This window comes from Enterovibrio sp. QJM3NY_24 (assembly GCF_057786035.1).
This window is the reverse complement of record NZ_CM173519.1, coordinates 1,905,100-1,919,707: the sequence shown is the minus strand read 5'-3', so window position 1 is coordinate 1,919,707 and position 14,608 is coordinate 1,905,100. Positions and strand designations below refer to the sequence as shown.

General features: G+C 47.0%; 14 protein-coding genes. 7 read left to right on the top strand and 7 right to left on the bottom strand.

All coding sequences use genetic code 11. The features are described 5' to 3' along the window. Nucleotides 1–3: 3 nt before the first annotated feature. The 6 genes from hutU to hutC form a co-directional block, all read right to left on the bottom strand. A complete protein-coding gene (gene hutU / locus AC3CIC_RS08405) occupies nucleotides 4–1,698 on the bottom strand; it encodes a urocanate hydratase (protein ID WP_488514307.1) in 1,695 nt (564 codons plus the stop codon). After that, nucleotides 1,698–2,702, bottom strand: coding sequence for a formimidoylglutamase (gene hutG, locus AC3CIC_RS08400; RefSeq protein ID WP_488514306.1), 1,005 nt, complete (start codon nucleotides 2,700–2,702; stop codon nucleotides 1,698–1,700). Before hutG ends, hutU begins: the two co-directional genes overlap by 1 nt. Further along, complete coding sequence (gene hutI / locus AC3CIC_RS08395) at nucleotides 2,692–3,900, bottom strand: imidazolonepropionase (protein ID WP_488514305.1); 1,209 nt, start codon at nucleotides 3,898–3,900, stop codon at nucleotides 2,692–2,694. The genes hutG and hutI overlap by 11 nt, the downstream gene beginning before the upstream one ends. 144 nt (nucleotides 3,901–4,044) lie before the next feature. Next, on the bottom strand, nucleotides 4,045–5,031 hold the full coding sequence (locus AC3CIC_RS08390; protein ID WP_488514304.1) for an AraC family transcriptional regulator: 987 nt from the start codon (nucleotides 5,029–5,031) through the stop codon (nucleotides 4,045–4,047). A 107-nt stretch (nucleotides 5,032–5,138) separates the two neighbouring features. Then, nucleotides 5,139–6,071, bottom strand: a complete 933-nt coding sequence (locus AC3CIC_RS08385) for an alpha/beta hydrolase (RefSeq protein WP_488514303.1) — start codon at nucleotides 6,069–6,071, stop codon at nucleotides 5,139–5,141. Nucleotides 6,072–6,264: 193 nt separating this feature from the next. Beyond that, nucleotides 6,265–6,969: a histidine utilization transcriptional repressor HutC gene (hutC, locus tag AC3CIC_RS08380; protein ID WP_488514302.1), complete on the bottom strand. Its 705-nt coding sequence runs from the start codon at nucleotides 6,967–6,969 to the stop codon at nucleotides 6,265–6,267. Between the two features lie 281 nt (nucleotides 6,970–7,250). Here hutC and AC3CIC_RS08375 point away from each other — a divergent pair, with 281 nt between their 5' ends. Next, a complete protein-coding gene (locus AC3CIC_RS08375; RefSeq protein ID WP_488514301.1) occupies nucleotides 7,251–8,462 on the top strand; it encodes a glycerophosphodiester phosphodiesterase family protein in 1,212 nt (403 codons plus the stop codon). A 119-nt stretch (nucleotides 8,463–8,581) separates the two neighbouring features. Here AC3CIC_RS08375 and AC3CIC_RS08370 read toward each other — a convergent pair whose 3' ends face one another. Next, on the bottom strand, nucleotides 8,582–9,013 hold the full coding sequence (locus AC3CIC_RS08370) for a hypothetical protein (protein ID WP_488514300.1): 432 nt from the start codon (nucleotides 9,011–9,013) through the stop codon (nucleotides 8,582–8,584). A gap of 236 nt (nucleotides 9,014–9,249) precedes the next feature. On the opposite strand from AC3CIC_RS08370, the gene AC3CIC_RS08365 reads away from it, so the two are divergent. The 6 genes from AC3CIC_RS08365 (at nucleotide 9,250) to pheS (ending at nucleotide 14,591) form a co-directional block, all read left to right on the top strand. Further along, nucleotides 9,250–9,708 (top strand): RNA methyltransferase, encoded by a 459-nt coding sequence (locus AC3CIC_RS08365; protein ID WP_016962077.1) that lies wholly within the window; start codon nucleotides 9,250–9,252, stop codon nucleotides 9,706–9,708. A 276-nt stretch (nucleotides 9,709–9,984) separates the two neighbouring features. Next, nucleotides 9,985–11,913 carry a threonine--tRNA ligase gene (thrS, locus tag AC3CIC_RS08360; RefSeq protein ID WP_371733216.1) on the top strand — a complete coding sequence of 643 codons (1,929 nt, stop codon included), beginning with the start codon at nucleotides 9,985–9,987 and terminating at the stop codon, nucleotides 11,911–11,913. Nucleotides 11,914–11,916: 3 nt separating this feature from the next. Then, the gene (gene infC, locus AC3CIC_RS08355) at nucleotides 11,917–12,465 is read left to right on the top strand and encodes a translation initiation factor IF-3 (RefSeq protein WP_083248043.1); all 549 of its coding nucleotides are present in this window, start codon (nucleotides 11,917–11,919) and stop codon (nucleotides 12,463–12,465) included. Nucleotides 12,466–12,567: 102 nt separating this feature from the next. Beyond that, nucleotides 12,568–12,762: a 50S ribosomal protein L35 gene (gene rpmI, locus AC3CIC_RS08350; RefSeq protein ID WP_016962080.1), complete on the top strand. Its 195-nt coding sequence runs from the start codon at nucleotides 12,568–12,570 to the stop codon at nucleotides 12,760–12,762. Nucleotides 12,763–12,803: 41 nt separating this feature from the next. Continuing rightward, the gene (gene rplT, locus AC3CIC_RS08345; protein ID WP_016962081.1) at nucleotides 12,804–13,157 is read left to right on the top strand and encodes a 50S ribosomal protein L20; all 354 of its coding nucleotides are present in this window, start codon (nucleotides 12,804–12,806) and stop codon (nucleotides 13,155–13,157) included. Between the two features lie 450 nt (nucleotides 13,158–13,607). After that, entirely contained in the window at nucleotides 13,608–14,591 is a 984-nt protein-coding gene (pheS, locus tag AC3CIC_RS08340) for a phenylalanine--tRNA ligase subunit alpha (protein WP_016962082.1), read from the top strand. Nucleotides 14,592–14,608 lie beyond the last annotated feature (17 nt).

Here is a 14,608-nt window from a genome sequence, read left to right as displayed (position 1 = left end):
TCCTTACTTAATCACGGGCACATTTGGGACATCAAGCAACGGTAAATCCAGTTGCTGTTCTTTGGCGCAGTTGATAGCAATGCCATAGCCTGCGTCTGCATGGCGCATCACACCTGTGGCCGGGTCGTTATGCAGTACCCGTCCGACGCGTTTGGCGGCATCTTCGGTACCGTCACAGACAATGACAACGCCAGAATGTTGCGAGAAACCCATGCCCACGCCGCCACCGTGATGGAGTGACACCCAAGTCGCACCTGAGGCAGTGTTCAAAAGCGCGTTCAAGAGCGGCCAATCTGAGACGGCGTCTGAGCCATCTAACATGCCTTCGGTTTCACGGTTTGGACTGGCGACTGAGCCAGAATCAAGGTGATCTCGACCAATAACGATAGGGGCTTTCAACTCGCCATTTTTGACCATTTCATTAAAAGCTAAACCAAGACGAGCACGATCTTTTAAGCCAACCCAACAGATACGCGCGGGCAAGCCTTGGAACTGAATACGCTCTCTTGCCATGTCTAGCCATTGATGAAGATGCGGATTGTCTGGGATCAGTTCTTTGACTTTTTGATCGGTTTTATAGATGTCTTCTGGGTCGCCAGACAGTGCGACCCAGCGAAAAGGGCCAATGCCTTGGCAGAACAATGGGCGAATGTACGCAGGCACAAATCCGGGGAAATCGAACGCGTTCTCTACACCTTTTTCCAGCGCCATCTGACGGATATTGTTACCGTAATCGAGCGTCGCCGCGCCGCGTTCTTGCAATGTCAGCATGGCATTGACTTGCTCTGCCATGGAAATTTTGGCGGCATTGACTACGCCCGCTTCATCAATTTTGCGCTGTTCGGCGGCGTATTCCATGGTCCAGCCTTTTGGCAGGTAGCCATTGAGTGGATCATGCGCCGAGGTTTGGTCGGTAACCACATCTGGCGTGATACCGCGTTCCACGAGTTCTGCAAAGATGTCCGCAGCATTGCCTAACAAACCAATAGAAATAGGTGTGTTGTCGTCGAGTGATTGCTGAAGCAGGGCTAAGGCACCATCGAGGTCGATGGCCTTTTTGTCGACGTAACCTGTGCGCAGGCGATAATCTATACGGCTTTCATCGCAATCGACGGCGATCATTGAGAAGTTAGCCATGGTGGCAGCGAGGGGCTGTGCACCACCCATGCCACCTAATCCGCCCGTCAGAACCCACCGACCTTTCGCTTCGCCACCAAAATGCTTTTTCGCCACAGCGACGAAGGTTTCGTATGTGCCCTGAACAATGCCCTGTGAACCAATGTATATCCAACTTCCTGCTGTCATCTGGCCATACATCATCAAGCCTTGCTTATCGAGCTCGTTGAAGTGCTCCCAGTTTGCCCAGTGCGGTACCAAGTTCGAGTTAGCGATCAAGACGCGAGGCGCATCTTTGTGGGTAGGGAATACGCCCACAGGCTTACCGGATTGAACCAACAAGGTCTGGTCATCTTCGAGTCGAGTCAGCACGTCAACAATTTTGTCGAAACATTGCCAGTTTCTGGCTGCTCGGCCAATACCGCCGTAAACCACCAGCGCATGCGGGTGTTCAGCTACATCAGGGTGAAGATTGTTCATTAACATTCTCAGCGGCGCTTCGGTAAGCCATGACTTGGCGGTAAGCGTTGTGCCTGTTGGGGCTTCTATAGTCCGCGAGAGATCCAGACGAGGGTCGTTCATTACATCACTCCTTGAGAATGGGTAGGGCCAGAAAGGCTGCGAGCAATTGTCCAAATAAGACGGGCAGCAAGGCGAGCAGTGTGGTTATCAATGTCATATCGCGGATTAAGTTCTGCGATATCGGCAAGGGTAAGTTTCATTGTTCCGTCGCTATTTTCAGCAGACAGAATGTCTTCAATTAATGACTCCACCAGTGGGTAAGCCACGCCATGAACGGCAGGTGCACTGACGCCTGGAGCGGTTGATGCAGGAAACACGTCAATGTCGATGGTGAGGTAAAGCGCATCGACTTGGGACATAAAGCCCTGAAGTTTGTCTCGCACTGTCGATAGCGATTCCGCAGAAATATGCTTGTCTTCAATGGCCAAAACCGACAGTAATTCAGCACGATCAAAAAGGGCTTGAGTATTGCTGGCTCTGCTGACACCTATGCACGCATAGTGAAACGGCCAACCACGATGTTGGCAGAAATCGGCAATCTGTGAAAACGGGGTACCTGAACTGCCTTGAGCGCTTTGCCCTGACGGCGCACGAAGATCAAAATGAGCATCAAAATTGATGATGCCAATACGCGGTGGTGTGGTCGTGTTTTTTTGTAGGCAGTGGTTGGCGAGCCCTTGAAACGTGCCCCATGCGACTTCATGGCCTCCTCCCACTATAATGGGGAAGTGCTTTTGTCTGAGTGCATCGGTAACGTTGTTTGCCAGTAGCTTCTGAGCTTTTGCGAGATCATGATCGTCACAAGGCGTATTGCCGTTGTCGTAAAACGGACATGAGTCGTACCACGGTAGGTTTGCCAACATTTTACGAACTTCATTGGGCGCAGCATATGCGCCGACGCGACCTTTGTTGCGTGAAACACCTTCGTCGCACGCAAAGCCCATCAGCATAATGCCGGGTTCGCTCGCTTTGTCAGCAGGCTGAATTTTTTGATGAAGCCGCGCACCTTTGTCGCCGTCTTCTTCATCAATGCGACCTTGCCAAAGCGACATATCAATGGTCATTGGCTTTTACTCCATTGAGGTAGCGAGCATGGAGGCCTGTCACTCCAATCTGGTAGCTCAGTTCAGCGGGTTCGGAAAGATCCCAAACCGCAAAGTCTGCATCGAATCCGATGGCTAACTGACCTTTGTTTAGTCCCAACGCTTGGGCGGCATGTTTGGTGACGCCATAAAGGGTTTCTTTGGGAGTTAGGCCAAAGAATGTCGACGCCATGTTCATCATCAGTGTCAGGCTGGCAAACGGTGAGGTGCCGGGATTGAAATCGGTGGCTATTGCCATTGGGACGTGATTTTTTCGTAGCAGATCAATAGGCGGCTTTTGAGTCTCCCTTAGAAAGTAAAACGCACCGGGAAGCAAGGTCGCTACGGTGTTGTTAGCGGCGAGGGCTTCCACGCCACTTAAATCTATGTGTTCGATATGATCGACGGAGCGCGCGCCCATTTTGGCAGCAAGAACGCTACCGCCCAGATTGGAAAGTTGCTCAGTATGACCTTTGATTTGCAGGCCATGTGAAAGGGCCGCCTCGAACACACGCTGCATCTGTATCTTGCTAAAACCAATGCCTTCGCAGAACACGTCCACGGCATCGGCTAGATTATCTTCTGCGGCAGCGGGGATCATTTCATTGCACACCAGATCGATATAATCGTTGCCTCTTCCAGCAAACTCAGGAGGAAGTGCATGTGCGCCAAGCAACGTTGTCGTGACGTGGATGTTTGCTTCTCGTCCTACCATTTTTGCGGCGCGAAGCATTTTCAGTTCGTCATTAACCGTTAGGCCATAACCACTCTTGATTTCTACAGTTGTGACGCCGTCACTAATCAACGCTTTTGCACGTGGTAACGCGAGTTCAATGAGGGATTCAAGACTTGCTTTGCGTGTGGCATTAACCGTCGCAAGAATACCGCCACCTTGTGCGGCAATATCTTGGTAAGAAACGCCATTGAGGCGCTGCTCGAATTCGTTAGCGCGATTACCAGCGAAAACCAAATGGGTATGGCAATCAATGAGACCGGGCGTGACAAGTCGATTCTCGAGTGAGACATGTGTGAAGCCGTCTGATGGCAATGACGAACCGAGGGCGCTAATAACGCCATTTTCAACCGCAATCATCATGTTTTCTTGCACTTGGTAACCTTGTTGTTCGGTTACGTCTGTGTGCATTGAGACCAATCGGCAGTGGGTGAACATCCTTCTCATCGCGCACCTCTATTTGTGTATATACAAATGTATAGACAAATGAAGGAGCGTTTTCAAGATGCTAAGTGATCAAGTTGTGACCGCAGGTGTAAATATAAGTGGCCGGAAAGCGTTTTTGTGGCATCAAAACACAGTATTGCAGGGTTAGGTTCGTTGGCAGCGGTAGGCGAGTGGCGTGATCTTGTTTCTTGCTTGGAAAGCTCGGAAGAATGACGTTTGCGCCTTGTAGCCAAGCAGAAACGAAATTTCGGCAAGATCCATTTTCGAGTATTTGAGGTAATACTTTGCTAGGTCGTCTCGCATGCTAGCTAGAACGACATTGTACTGGGTGTTTTCGTCGTTTAATCGACGCTGTAACGTTCGGCGGCTAACAGCGAGATAACGACTGGATGTATCAATAGAGAAATCATCCGCTGGGATTGTTTTTGCTAGAAGACGACGCACTCTGGCAGTAAAGGGTTGGTAGTCACCTTCAAGGATTAGCGCATGCTCGAGCTGCGACTCTAATGATAGCCACATACTGTCGCTGACGGTTAAAAATGGCTTATGAAGATCTGCATGATGAAAGGTGATGCTATTTGTTTTCCCAATTTCTATTGGAACGCCAAAAAATGCCTCGTATTCACAACTATTCATGAGTGGCACGGTCGATTCGATCTTGTGCGGAACAATATGGTCTCGTGTTCCCATTCTCGCCAGATGAACAAAGAATGCCATTTCCAACTCAATAACCGCATCAGGGATAGGTTGATGATCGGGCAGACCTGCAAGTTGAATGCGTGTGGTCATGTCCGATTCTTTTATCTCTAGTGTCATAGGACCAATTAAGGGTTTGAAACGAGCGATTCGATGCAGCGCTTGATAGAGGTTAGCACTGCAAAGTGCGGCATAAAGTGGTGGGCTAAATGTTTCTGGACGAAGATGCGCCACAATGTTAAGGGCATAAGCCGAGGTTGCGTTGTTATTGCGTAGGTTTTCCCAAAACGCATAGTAATGCTCAACGCTCAGCATGATGTTTTCTGATTGACCTGGCGATGTCATAAACGGAAGTGGGTTGAAAGACCCTTCAACATCGTGATTGAGATCTTTGAGAAGCAGTAGCCAATTGATATTGAGTTTAAATCGCTTCATATCGTCTCCTTCGTGAATGACTTTTTTTACTATAGAAGAGAAGACGCAGAATCATGCCGAATCACAGTATCTGTTTGATTCGACATGATGGTTTAGGTAATCCGGCTTTAGTGGGCTTTCAAAAACGTAGCGAGAGCGTTTGCAACGGGTTCGACATTTTCTTTTCGCCAGTAAATATCAAAGTGTCCTTGTCCTTCCAACATTAACAAGGTTTTCGGTTCGGACGCTTTTTCATAGAAATCTTTACTATTGTCTACCGTATAAGCCTCAGAACCTAGAGCCATAAACATTGGGATGTTATCCATCAATGAAATGACGTTGAACGCGGAGAAAGTGAGTATGGCTTCTGCGCCATAAAGGTTGAGTTTGTTTTGCCAATTGGCAGATTCAGCACCGGGGTTACCAGGAAGATAATAGCCTCTCATCCCGTTGGCGATGGGTAGCACTTCGTTGCTATCGCTTTCTGGAACAGGCGAGAAGTATGTGTCGACCCCGTTTTCAAAGAAATCCTGCCTCGCTTTGCTTGTGCCACTGAGATAGTACTCACGAAGATTGGCTACCGTTTTGAACGCCGCGATGTTTTGTTCTGCGGCATTAAGATATGGGCTGATCATACCGACAGCTCTAACACGCGCATCCAATGCGGTGGCGTAATAAGCGTAGCCAGCTCCCATACAAATACCGACATTGAAGAGCCGTTGTGTATCGACTAATGATAATGTCGAGAGGTAAGAGACTGAGTTCTTGATGTCTTCCACCACCGAATAGGGATTTTCGACTTGAAGGTGTGCTCCTTCGCTGTCTCCAAAGCCTCTAGCATCAAAAGCGAGCGTGATAAATCCTCGTTGGCTAAGTGCTTCGGCATATACCTGAGCTGTTTGTTCTTTTACACCCGTGCCCGGTCTTGCAATGACCATGGCTGGAAGTGGAAGATTGCTTTCTGCTTCTTGAGGTATATACAAAAGTGCAGAAAGTGTTTCTCCTTCACTCTGAAAGGAAACAAGGTTTTTGCCTATTTGTAGCTTATCTGCGTTGGTCATACTGCTAACTCCAAACTTACGTTATCGATCCTTCTTCGAGAAAAGGTCTTATTCATGGATGTAAACGTAAGTATTAAAGACTGAAAGAACCACGAGTTTCATTGCGTGCCAAAGTTATTTCAAAGTGCGCCAAAGTGAAGAGCTAGGAATTGGCTAGTAGTTAGGAGTTGGCTAGTAGTAATGTCGATCTTGGCTAAAGACTAACGCTAGCACTGAGTTTGTATCGATTCCCGGGATGAAATAGCAGTGCTGAACTCACTAATTGGTTTTCACTCCACGTTCGTCGATGCAATAACAAGCATGGCTGGTCGGTATCGATTTTCAGCAGTATTGCAATGTGTTTGGGGGGCAAAATGGCTTCTACCGTGTGCTCAATGGTACCAAGTGGACAGTTGGCCATGAGGTACTGATTCGGCGTGATGAGAGAAAAATCTTGATTGAGGTAGTCAGGCGCAAACGCAGGGTTGATCCACCGCAGCTCAACTTGAAGCGGCACGTCATCGGCGTAATGCACAATTTCACTTTTGTATACATCACTGCCAAGCATGATACCTAGCCGCATCGCGACATTTTCGGATGCGCTGACTCGTCTGAGGGTGATGATTTCGCTGTTATGGCGTCCACCTCGCTCAGTGATTTCTTCCGCGATATTGCGGATCTCCATCAGCGGGCTTTCGACTTTTCGTTGGCACACAAAGGTGCCTAAGCGCGGTGTGCGCTCTAGCCAGCCTTCATTAACCAGATCCCTCACCGCTTTGTTAACCGTCATTCGGCTTACTGAAAATTGTTCGCACAATTCCGCCTCAGTAGGAACGCGTGTCCCTACTGGCCATTCTCGTGATTCAATTTTCTTTTTCAGGTAATCCTGAATTTGTTTAAAGCGAGGCGTAGCTGTCATATGAACACCGTGACTATTCGTATATACAAATAAGAATGTATGACTTGGCGGCGAAAATCAAGTGTGGTTTTTTAAGGGGCGAAGAAGTCATGTGCCAAGCAAGTCAGGGTGAAGATGTTGCGATTCAAAGACAAGGCTGAACTTAACATCCAATCGTCAAGCTTTTGTCTCAAATTAGTCATATTGAAAGCACAGAATGCCGTTCGATTACGGTTATATCGCTATTCTTATATCGCAAATGTTATTAGATATCGCACTTTACCCTCTAGGGAGAAAAGACCATGAAAAATATCGTCAGCTTTGGCGTTCTATTTTCGATATTCGCAACAGGCAGTGTGATGGCTGCCGACCCTGTCACTTTAGGGCCTCGTCCTTTTTATCTGGTCGCCGACATGGACAGTGGTCCGCTCAAAGAAAAGCTTGAAGCATGCTTTTCAAATTCACCGAAGAAAAGCACCTTCTCAATTGGTCATCGCGGGGCTTCATTGCAGTTTCCCGAGCACACGAAGGAATCCTATGTGGCTGCAGCGCAAATGGGCGCGGGCATCATAGAGTGTGATGTCACCTTTACCAAAGACAAGCAACTGGTGTGTCGTCATTCTCAAAACGATCTGCACACCACGACGGATGTGTTGGCTTATCCAAAATTAGCCGAAAAATGCACCGTACCATTCACGCCTGCAAATCCTCAAACGGGCGAGAAAGCAACGGCGGAATGCCGCACGTCAGATTTCACTTTGGACGAATTTAGACAACTCAAAGGAAAAATGGATGGGGCGAATCCCATGGCGACAACACCAGAAGAATACATGAAAGGCACGGCAGATTTTCGTACTGACCTGTATGCCAGTCGTGGCACCTTGATGACGCATGCAGAGAGCATTGCACTGTTGAAAAGTTTGGGCGTGAAAATGACACCTGAACTAAAAGAGCCCAAAGTTCCTATGCCCTACAATGGCTTTACGCAGCGCGATTACGCACAAAAAATGATTGATGAATACAAAGAGGCAGGTGTAAAAGCGTCGGACGTTTATCCGCAGTCTTTCAATACTGATGATGTGGATTACTGGGTCGCCAATGAACCTGAATTTGGTCAACAATCCGTCTACTTAGATTCACGTATGTACGATGATGAAAGCTGGAAGTCGTCGTTAGAAGATATGAAAGCGCTGAAAGAGAGCGGTGTGGGATATATATCGCCACCACTTTATGCATTAGTCACCGTCGATGAGAAGGGTAACATTACGCCGTCTGATTATGCTAAACATGCCAAAGCAGCGGGGTTAGGCATCATTACTTGGACGTTGGAGCGTTCTGGTCATCTTGGCAATGGTGGCGGATGGTATTACCAATCAGTGAAAGACGCGATCAATAACGACGGTGATGTCATGACTTTGCTGGACGTATTGGCACAAGATGTTGGGGCAGTGGGGGTATTTTCAGACTGGCCAGCAACCACCACGTTTTACGCAAACTGCATGGGGCTAGAATAAAAAAATGGACCCATGGCGAGTGCCAAGGGTCCGAACTGCAGCATTGCAATATCAAATATACATACGCAGGCAGTCATAGGAATAGTTCACATTTACGAGTGATTGTTTGTATGCCTGACTTAGTCGCCACCATCAATTTCTGACAGTTTCATCGCGTACTTTATATAGGCACGGCGCTCATCACTCGGCAGCTTACGATTTACGGCGAGAAACGAAATGAAGCTATCAACAATAGGCTCTAGCTGGGTTTGAGCGGGTGAAGCGCAATCAATGTACCTTGGCAAAAGCTTATGCATTTGCTCGAGTAGGCTCGGTGTAACCGTATATTGGCGGTCCATTACTTGCGCATTGGCAAGAGCACTAGACATCTTACGAAATGCGTTTTGTTCTCTGTCTTGTTGAGTGACTTGTGTTGAACAGGTCTCTGCAATGAGCTGGCTGTAATGTAAAGAGTGAGAATACAACTCGGTCTCTGCTGTTTGACTGTCAGCAAAAGCAAAGAAAGGAAAAAGTAGCGACAAGAACAGGGGGGAAGTGGACGTTGATGGCATTACAAGAAAATCTCTGTATGACGATTTAGCAAGCGACGTTTATACCATTATTTTATGTCTATTCCTTTCAAAACCCGCGGCTTTTAATCAAAAACATCCCGCCCAAGTGCTTTTTATTGCCTCAATACTTTGGCGTTTCAAAGACTGTTTTTTCCTGAAAACGTTTTTCAAGCAGCAAGGGCTTTCAGAATTCATGTAGAATGTCGCCAATTTAAATTTTGGCGTTATTGGAAAAAATGAAACAAGGTTACAGCTGTATAGGGTTAGTAAACCCAAAATCACCCGAAAATGTCGGTTCTGTTATGCGTGCTGCTGGCTGTTACGGTGTGAATTCCGTGTTTTACACCGGAACCCGTTACGACAGGGCGGCAAAGTTTTGTACCGACACGAAAAACAGAGTGTTAGATACGCCGCTTATTGGTGTTGATGATCTCAAAGCCGTTGTGCCGGTTGGTTGTATTCCAATTGCCGTTGAGTTGGTAGAAGGCGCAAAACCGCTTCCTGACTACAAACATCCTGCACGTGCGTTTTACATCTTTGGCCCAGAAGACAATTCGCTGAAGAAAGAGATCACCGAGTTTTGTGCGGAAACTATCTACATTCCTACGAATGGCTGTATGAACCTGGCCGCTTGCGTCAATGTCATCCTTTATGACCGCATGGCCAAGGGCACGAACTTTTCTGGGCACCTGTAAGGCTTTTAGATACCTGACATGTCAGGACATCTAAGGCCATAAACAACGGTGGCTATTTGTTGATTTGACATAATTGTTCCTTGATACAAATTGATCATCGACAGGGGCGCGGTTACAATCGCGTCTCGCTTCAGGTGCGCCCGTTTTGATTGGTATTAAAATGGGCACCTAACGAAGCACTCTCTAAGACGTCTATTCAATACTCCTCGAGTTCAGACGCCAATAACTAAACAAGTGTTACTTCGTGTGTAACACCACTGTAAATAGGACATAACAATGCCTGTAATTACTCTTCCTGACGGTAGTCAACGTTCTTTTGACAACCCGGTTTCTACTTATGATGTTGCTTTCGACATCGGCCCAGGTCTTGCTAAAGCTTGTATCGCTGGTCGTGTTGACGGAAACCGTGTTGATGCGTGTGATTTGATTGAACACGACGCTAAGCTAGAAATCATCACTGCAAAAGACGCAGACGGTCTCGAAATCATTCGTCACTCTTGTGCTCACTTGCTGGGTCATGCAATCAAGCAACTGTTCCCTGATGCAAAAATGGCGATCGGTCCGACCATCGACAGCGGTTTCTACTATGACTTAGACTTGGATCGCTCGTTGACCCAAGAAGACCTTGATGCGATTGAAAAGCGCATGAAAGATTTGGCAAAAACCAAATATCAGGTCATTAAGAAGAATGTAAGCTGGCAGGAAGCGCGCGATACGTTTGAATCACGTGGCGAGACTTACAAAATTGAAATTCTGGACGAAAACGTTTCTCGAGACGATCGCCCAGGACTTTACCACCATGAAGAATACATCGACATGTGCCGTGGTCCGCACGTGCCGAACATGAGCTTCTGCCAAAACTTCAAGATCTTGAACGTTGCTGGCGCTTACTGGCGTGGTAACAGCGACAACAAGATGCTGCAGCGTATCTACGGCACAGCGTTTTACGATAAGAAAGAATTAAAAGCGCACCTTGTTCGTCTTGAAGAAGCGGCAAAGCGTGACCACCGTAAACTAGGTAAGCAACTTGATCTGTACCACATGCAGCAAGAAGCGCCGGGGATGGTGTTCTGGCACCACAATGGTTGGACTGTTTTCCGTGAACTGGAAACGTTCGTCCGCGAAAAACTGACCGAATATGAATACCAAGAAGTCAAAGGCCCGCTGATCATGGATCGCGTTCTTTGGGAACGTTCTGGTCACTGGGATAAATACGCTGACTACATGTTCACCACGCAATCAGAAAGCCGTGAATATGCGCTTAAGCCGATGAACTGCCCAGGTCACGTACAGATCTTTAACCAAGGTCTTAAGTCATACCGTGATTTGCCGCTGCGTATGGCGGAGTTTGGTAGCTGTCACCGTAACGAGCCATCAGGTGCATTGCACGGTCTGATGCGCGTTCGTGGCTTCACTCAGGATGATGCTCACATCTTCTGTACGCCAAACCAAGTTCAAGAAGAAGTGACATCTTGCATTTCTATGGTTTATGACACTTACAAAACATTCGGTTTTGATGAGATTGTTGTGAAGCTATCTACACGCCCTGAACAGCGTGTTGGTTCTGACGAAATGTGGGACCGTGCAGAGAAGGCATTGGCTGAAGCACTTGAGTCAATGGACATCAAATTTGAGATTTTGGAAGGCGAAGGTGCTTTCTATGGTCCTAAGATTGAATTTACTTTGCATGATTGTTTGGATCGCGCATGGCAGTGTGGTACTGTTCAGCTCGATTTTGCTCTGCCTGAGCGTTTGGGCGCAACGTACGTTGGTGAAGACAACGAACGCCATACCCCAGTCATGATTCACCGTGCGATTTTGGGTTCTCTGGAACGCTTCATTGGCATTTTGATTGAAGAATACGCGGGTCATTTCCCGGTATGGCTGGCTCCTCAGCAAGCGATTGTCATGAATATCACAGACAATCAGGCTGATTATGTTCAGGAAGTAGCAAAAAAACTGCAAAAAGCAGGTTTTAGAGCGTCAGCGGACTTGAGAAACGAGAAGATTGGTTTTAAAATCCGTGAACACACTTTGAAGCGCGTACCTTATATGTTGGTTTGCGGTGACCAAGAAATGGAAGCCGGTGAAATCGCGGTACGTACACGCAAAGGTAAAGATTTGGGTAAATATAAAATTGACGAATTCATTTCTCTGCTCGAGAACGAAGTTCGTACCCGAACGCTCAATATTTTGGAGGAATAAGGTATTAAAGGCGCAACAAGAAAAGTCCCAGTTAAACAAAATGCTCATCGATTGAATGACGAAATTCGCGGTATTAGCGAAGTTCGTTTGACCGGCCTAGACGGCGAAGCCGTTGGCGTAGTTTCAATCGAAGACGCTCTAGCAACTGCTCAAGAGGCAGGTGTGGATCTGGTCGAAATTAGCCCTAATGCCGAACCACCTGTCTGTCGCGTGATGGACTACGGTAAGTTCATTTACGAAAAGAGCAAGGCTACGAAAGAGCAGAAGAAAAAACAAAAGGTTATTCAGGTTAAGGAAATCAAATTCCGTCCTGGTACCGATATTGGCGACTATCAGGTAAAACTACGCAACCTGGTTCGCTTTATTGAAGAGGGTAACAAGGTCAAGGTTACAATCCGATTCCGTGGTCGCGAAATGGCGCACCAAGAAATCGGTGTTGACGTTTTGAATCGCTTGAAAGAAGACACTGCTGAAATTTGTTTGGTAGAAAGCTTCCCAACGCGAATCGAAGGTCGTCAAATGATCATGGTTCTTGCCCCTAAAAAGAAGTAATTTCGGCATACAAGTAACGTAAGAGGCTATGCCTTCGGGTGTAGCCTCTTTGTTCGCCGGATTACATTGTTATTAACATGCAACAATGCGGAGTTATTCATCATGCCTAAGATGAAATCAAACAAAGGTGCAGCTAAGCGTTTCAAGAAAACTGCTGGCGGCTTCAAGTTCAAGCACGCGACTAAACGTCACATCCTGACTAAGCGTACTACTAAGAACAAACGTCAACTGCGTCCAAATGCAATTCTGCCTAAGTGCGAAGTTGCTGCAGTTGCTCGTATGCTTCCATACGCATAATTTTTCTTAGTTTATTAACGATTTAGTTTAGGAGAGAGTCCATGGCTCGCGTAAAACGTGGTGTACAAGCTCGTGCACGTCACAAGAAAGTTCTAAAACAAGCTAAAGGTTATTACGGTGCACGTTCACGTGTTTACCGCGTAGCTTTCCAAGCAGTTACCAAAGCTGGTCAATACGCTTACCGTGACCGTCGTCAGAAGAAACGTCAATTCCGTCAACTTTGGATTGCACGTATCAATGCTGCGGCTCGTCAGAATGGTATGTCTTACAGCCGTTTCATCAACGGTCTGAAGAAAGCGTCTATCGAAATCGATCGTAAGATCCTTGCTGATATCGCTGTATTCGACAAAGCTACTTTCTCTGTACTTGTTGAGAAAGCGAAAGCTGCTCTGTAATTATACAGAATAGATTTTGCAAGAAAGGGGAGCTTAGGCTCCCCTTTTTTACATCTGAAATTTGTATGCCTGATTAATGTTAACTCCAGTATTCTGAGGTTACTCAGGTATAAACCCAGTCTAATTCTCTTCGCTTTACCTCTTCAGCGTCCATTTTCACATGCTCCGATGCGGATAATTGAGTCTTCTCCTTTCATGAAAAGGCCAACTTCTTCGCGATTTACATGATTCAGCCATAAATGTGGTGATGAAATAGGCATGACAAGCACTTGATGTCACTTTCAGTTTGGCTTTAGTTCACGGTTTATTTACTATGTACCGTTACGTCTATACCAATTCTCAGAGCAAAATTCGCCGATGCGAGTCGCGATTGGTTCACGTATTTTGTTACGAGAATTGGTATATCTTTTACTCCGTAAGTAATCGCCTGAAAGGGTGGATGAGGAAACGATGCAACAACTAGAAGACATTCTATCCAGCGCAACGGCAGCTATCGAATCGGCTGACTCTGTTGTGGCTTTGGATGAGGTACGTGTTAAGTACCTAGGTAAGAAAGGCGAGCTAACTACGCAACTTCAAGCATTGGGCAAATTGCCGCATGAAGAACGCCGTGAAGCGGGCGCAAGCATCAATAAAGCTAAGCAGGCTGTTCAGCAAGCGATCTCTGAGCGTAAAAATGCGCTAGAAAGCGCTGAACTTGAAGCGAAGCTGGCTGCTGAATCTATCGATGTGACCCTGCCAGGTCGTCGCATTGAAAATGGTGGCATTCACCCGGTAACTCGTACCATTGAACGCATTGAAAGTTTCTTCGGTGATTTGGGCTTTGACGTAAAAACAGGTCCAGAAATCGAAGATGCATTCCACAACTTCGATGCACTGAACATTGCAGAAGATCATCCAGCACGTACTGATCATGACACCTTCTTCTTTAACCCAGATTTGATGCTTCGTACGCACACTTCAGGTGTTCAGATCCGTACCATGGAAGAGAGCCAGCCACCGCTGCGATTCATCGCGCCTGGCCGCGTTTACCGTAATGATTACGACCAAACGCACACGCCAATGTTCCACCAAGTTGAAGGCATGCTGGTTGACGAAAATGTTAACTTTGCGCAGCTAAAAGGCATCCTTCATGACTTCCTGTGCAACTTCTTTGAAGAAGATCTTGAAGTGCGTTTCCGTCCTTCTTACTTCCCATTCACTGAGCCTTCTGCGGAAGTGGATGTTCGTCGTAAAGACGGTAAGTGGTTGGAAATCCTTGGCTGCGGTATGGTTCACCCGAACGTACTTCGCGCAGTAAATATCGACCCAGAGAAATACTCAGGTTTTGCCTTTGGTATGGGTGTTGAGCGTCTAACCATGCTGCGTTACGGCGTGAATGACCTGCGTGCGTTCTTCGAGAACGATTTGCGTTTCCTGAAACAATTCAAGTAAGCATTGGGGTAATTGAG

Coding starts and splice junctions, on each gene's coding strand:
- hutU (WP_488514307.1), bottom strand. CDS start 1,698: ATGAACGACCCTCGTCTGGATCTCTCGCGGACTATAGAAGCCCCAACA.
- hutG (WP_488514306.1), bottom strand. CDS start 2,702: ATGACCATTGATATGTCGCTTTGGCAAGGTCGCATTGATGAAGAAGAC.
- hutI (WP_488514305.1), bottom strand. CDS start 3,900: ATGAGAAGGATGTTCACCCACTGCCGATTGGTCTCAATGCACACAGAC.
- AC3CIC_RS08390 (WP_488514304.1), bottom strand. CDS start 5,031: ATGAAGCGATTTAAACTCAATATCAATTGGCTACTGCTTCTCAAAGAT.
- AC3CIC_RS08385 (WP_488514303.1), bottom strand. CDS start 6,071: ATGACCAACGCAGATAAGCTACAAATAGGCAAAAACCTTGTTTCCTTT.
- hutC (WP_488514302.1), bottom strand. CDS start 6,969: ATGACAGCTACGCCTCGCTTTAAACAAATTCAGGATTACCTGAAAAAG.
- AC3CIC_RS08375 (WP_488514301.1), top strand. CDS start 7,251: ATGAAAAATATCGTCAGCTTTGGCGTTCTATTTTCGATATTCGCAACA.
- AC3CIC_RS08370 (WP_488514300.1), bottom strand. CDS start 9,013: ATGCCATCAACGTCCACTTCCCCCCTGTTCTTGTCGCTACTTTTTCCT.
- AC3CIC_RS08365 (WP_016962077.1), top strand. CDS start 9,250: ATGAAACAAGGTTACAGCTGTATAGGGTTAGTAAACCCAAAATCACCC.
- thrS (WP_371733216.1), top strand. CDS start 9,985: ATGCCTGTAATTACTCTTCCTGACGGTAGTCAACGTTCTTTTGACAAC.
- rpmI (WP_016962080.1), top strand. CDS start 12,568: ATGCCTAAGATGAAATCAAACAAAGGTGCAGCTAAGCGTTTCAAGAAA.
- rplT (WP_016962081.1), top strand. CDS start 12,804: ATGGCTCGCGTAAAACGTGGTGTACAAGCTCGTGCACGTCACAAGAAA.
- pheS (WP_016962082.1), top strand. CDS start 13,608: ATGCAACAACTAGAAGACATTCTATCCAGCGCAACGGCAGCTATCGAA.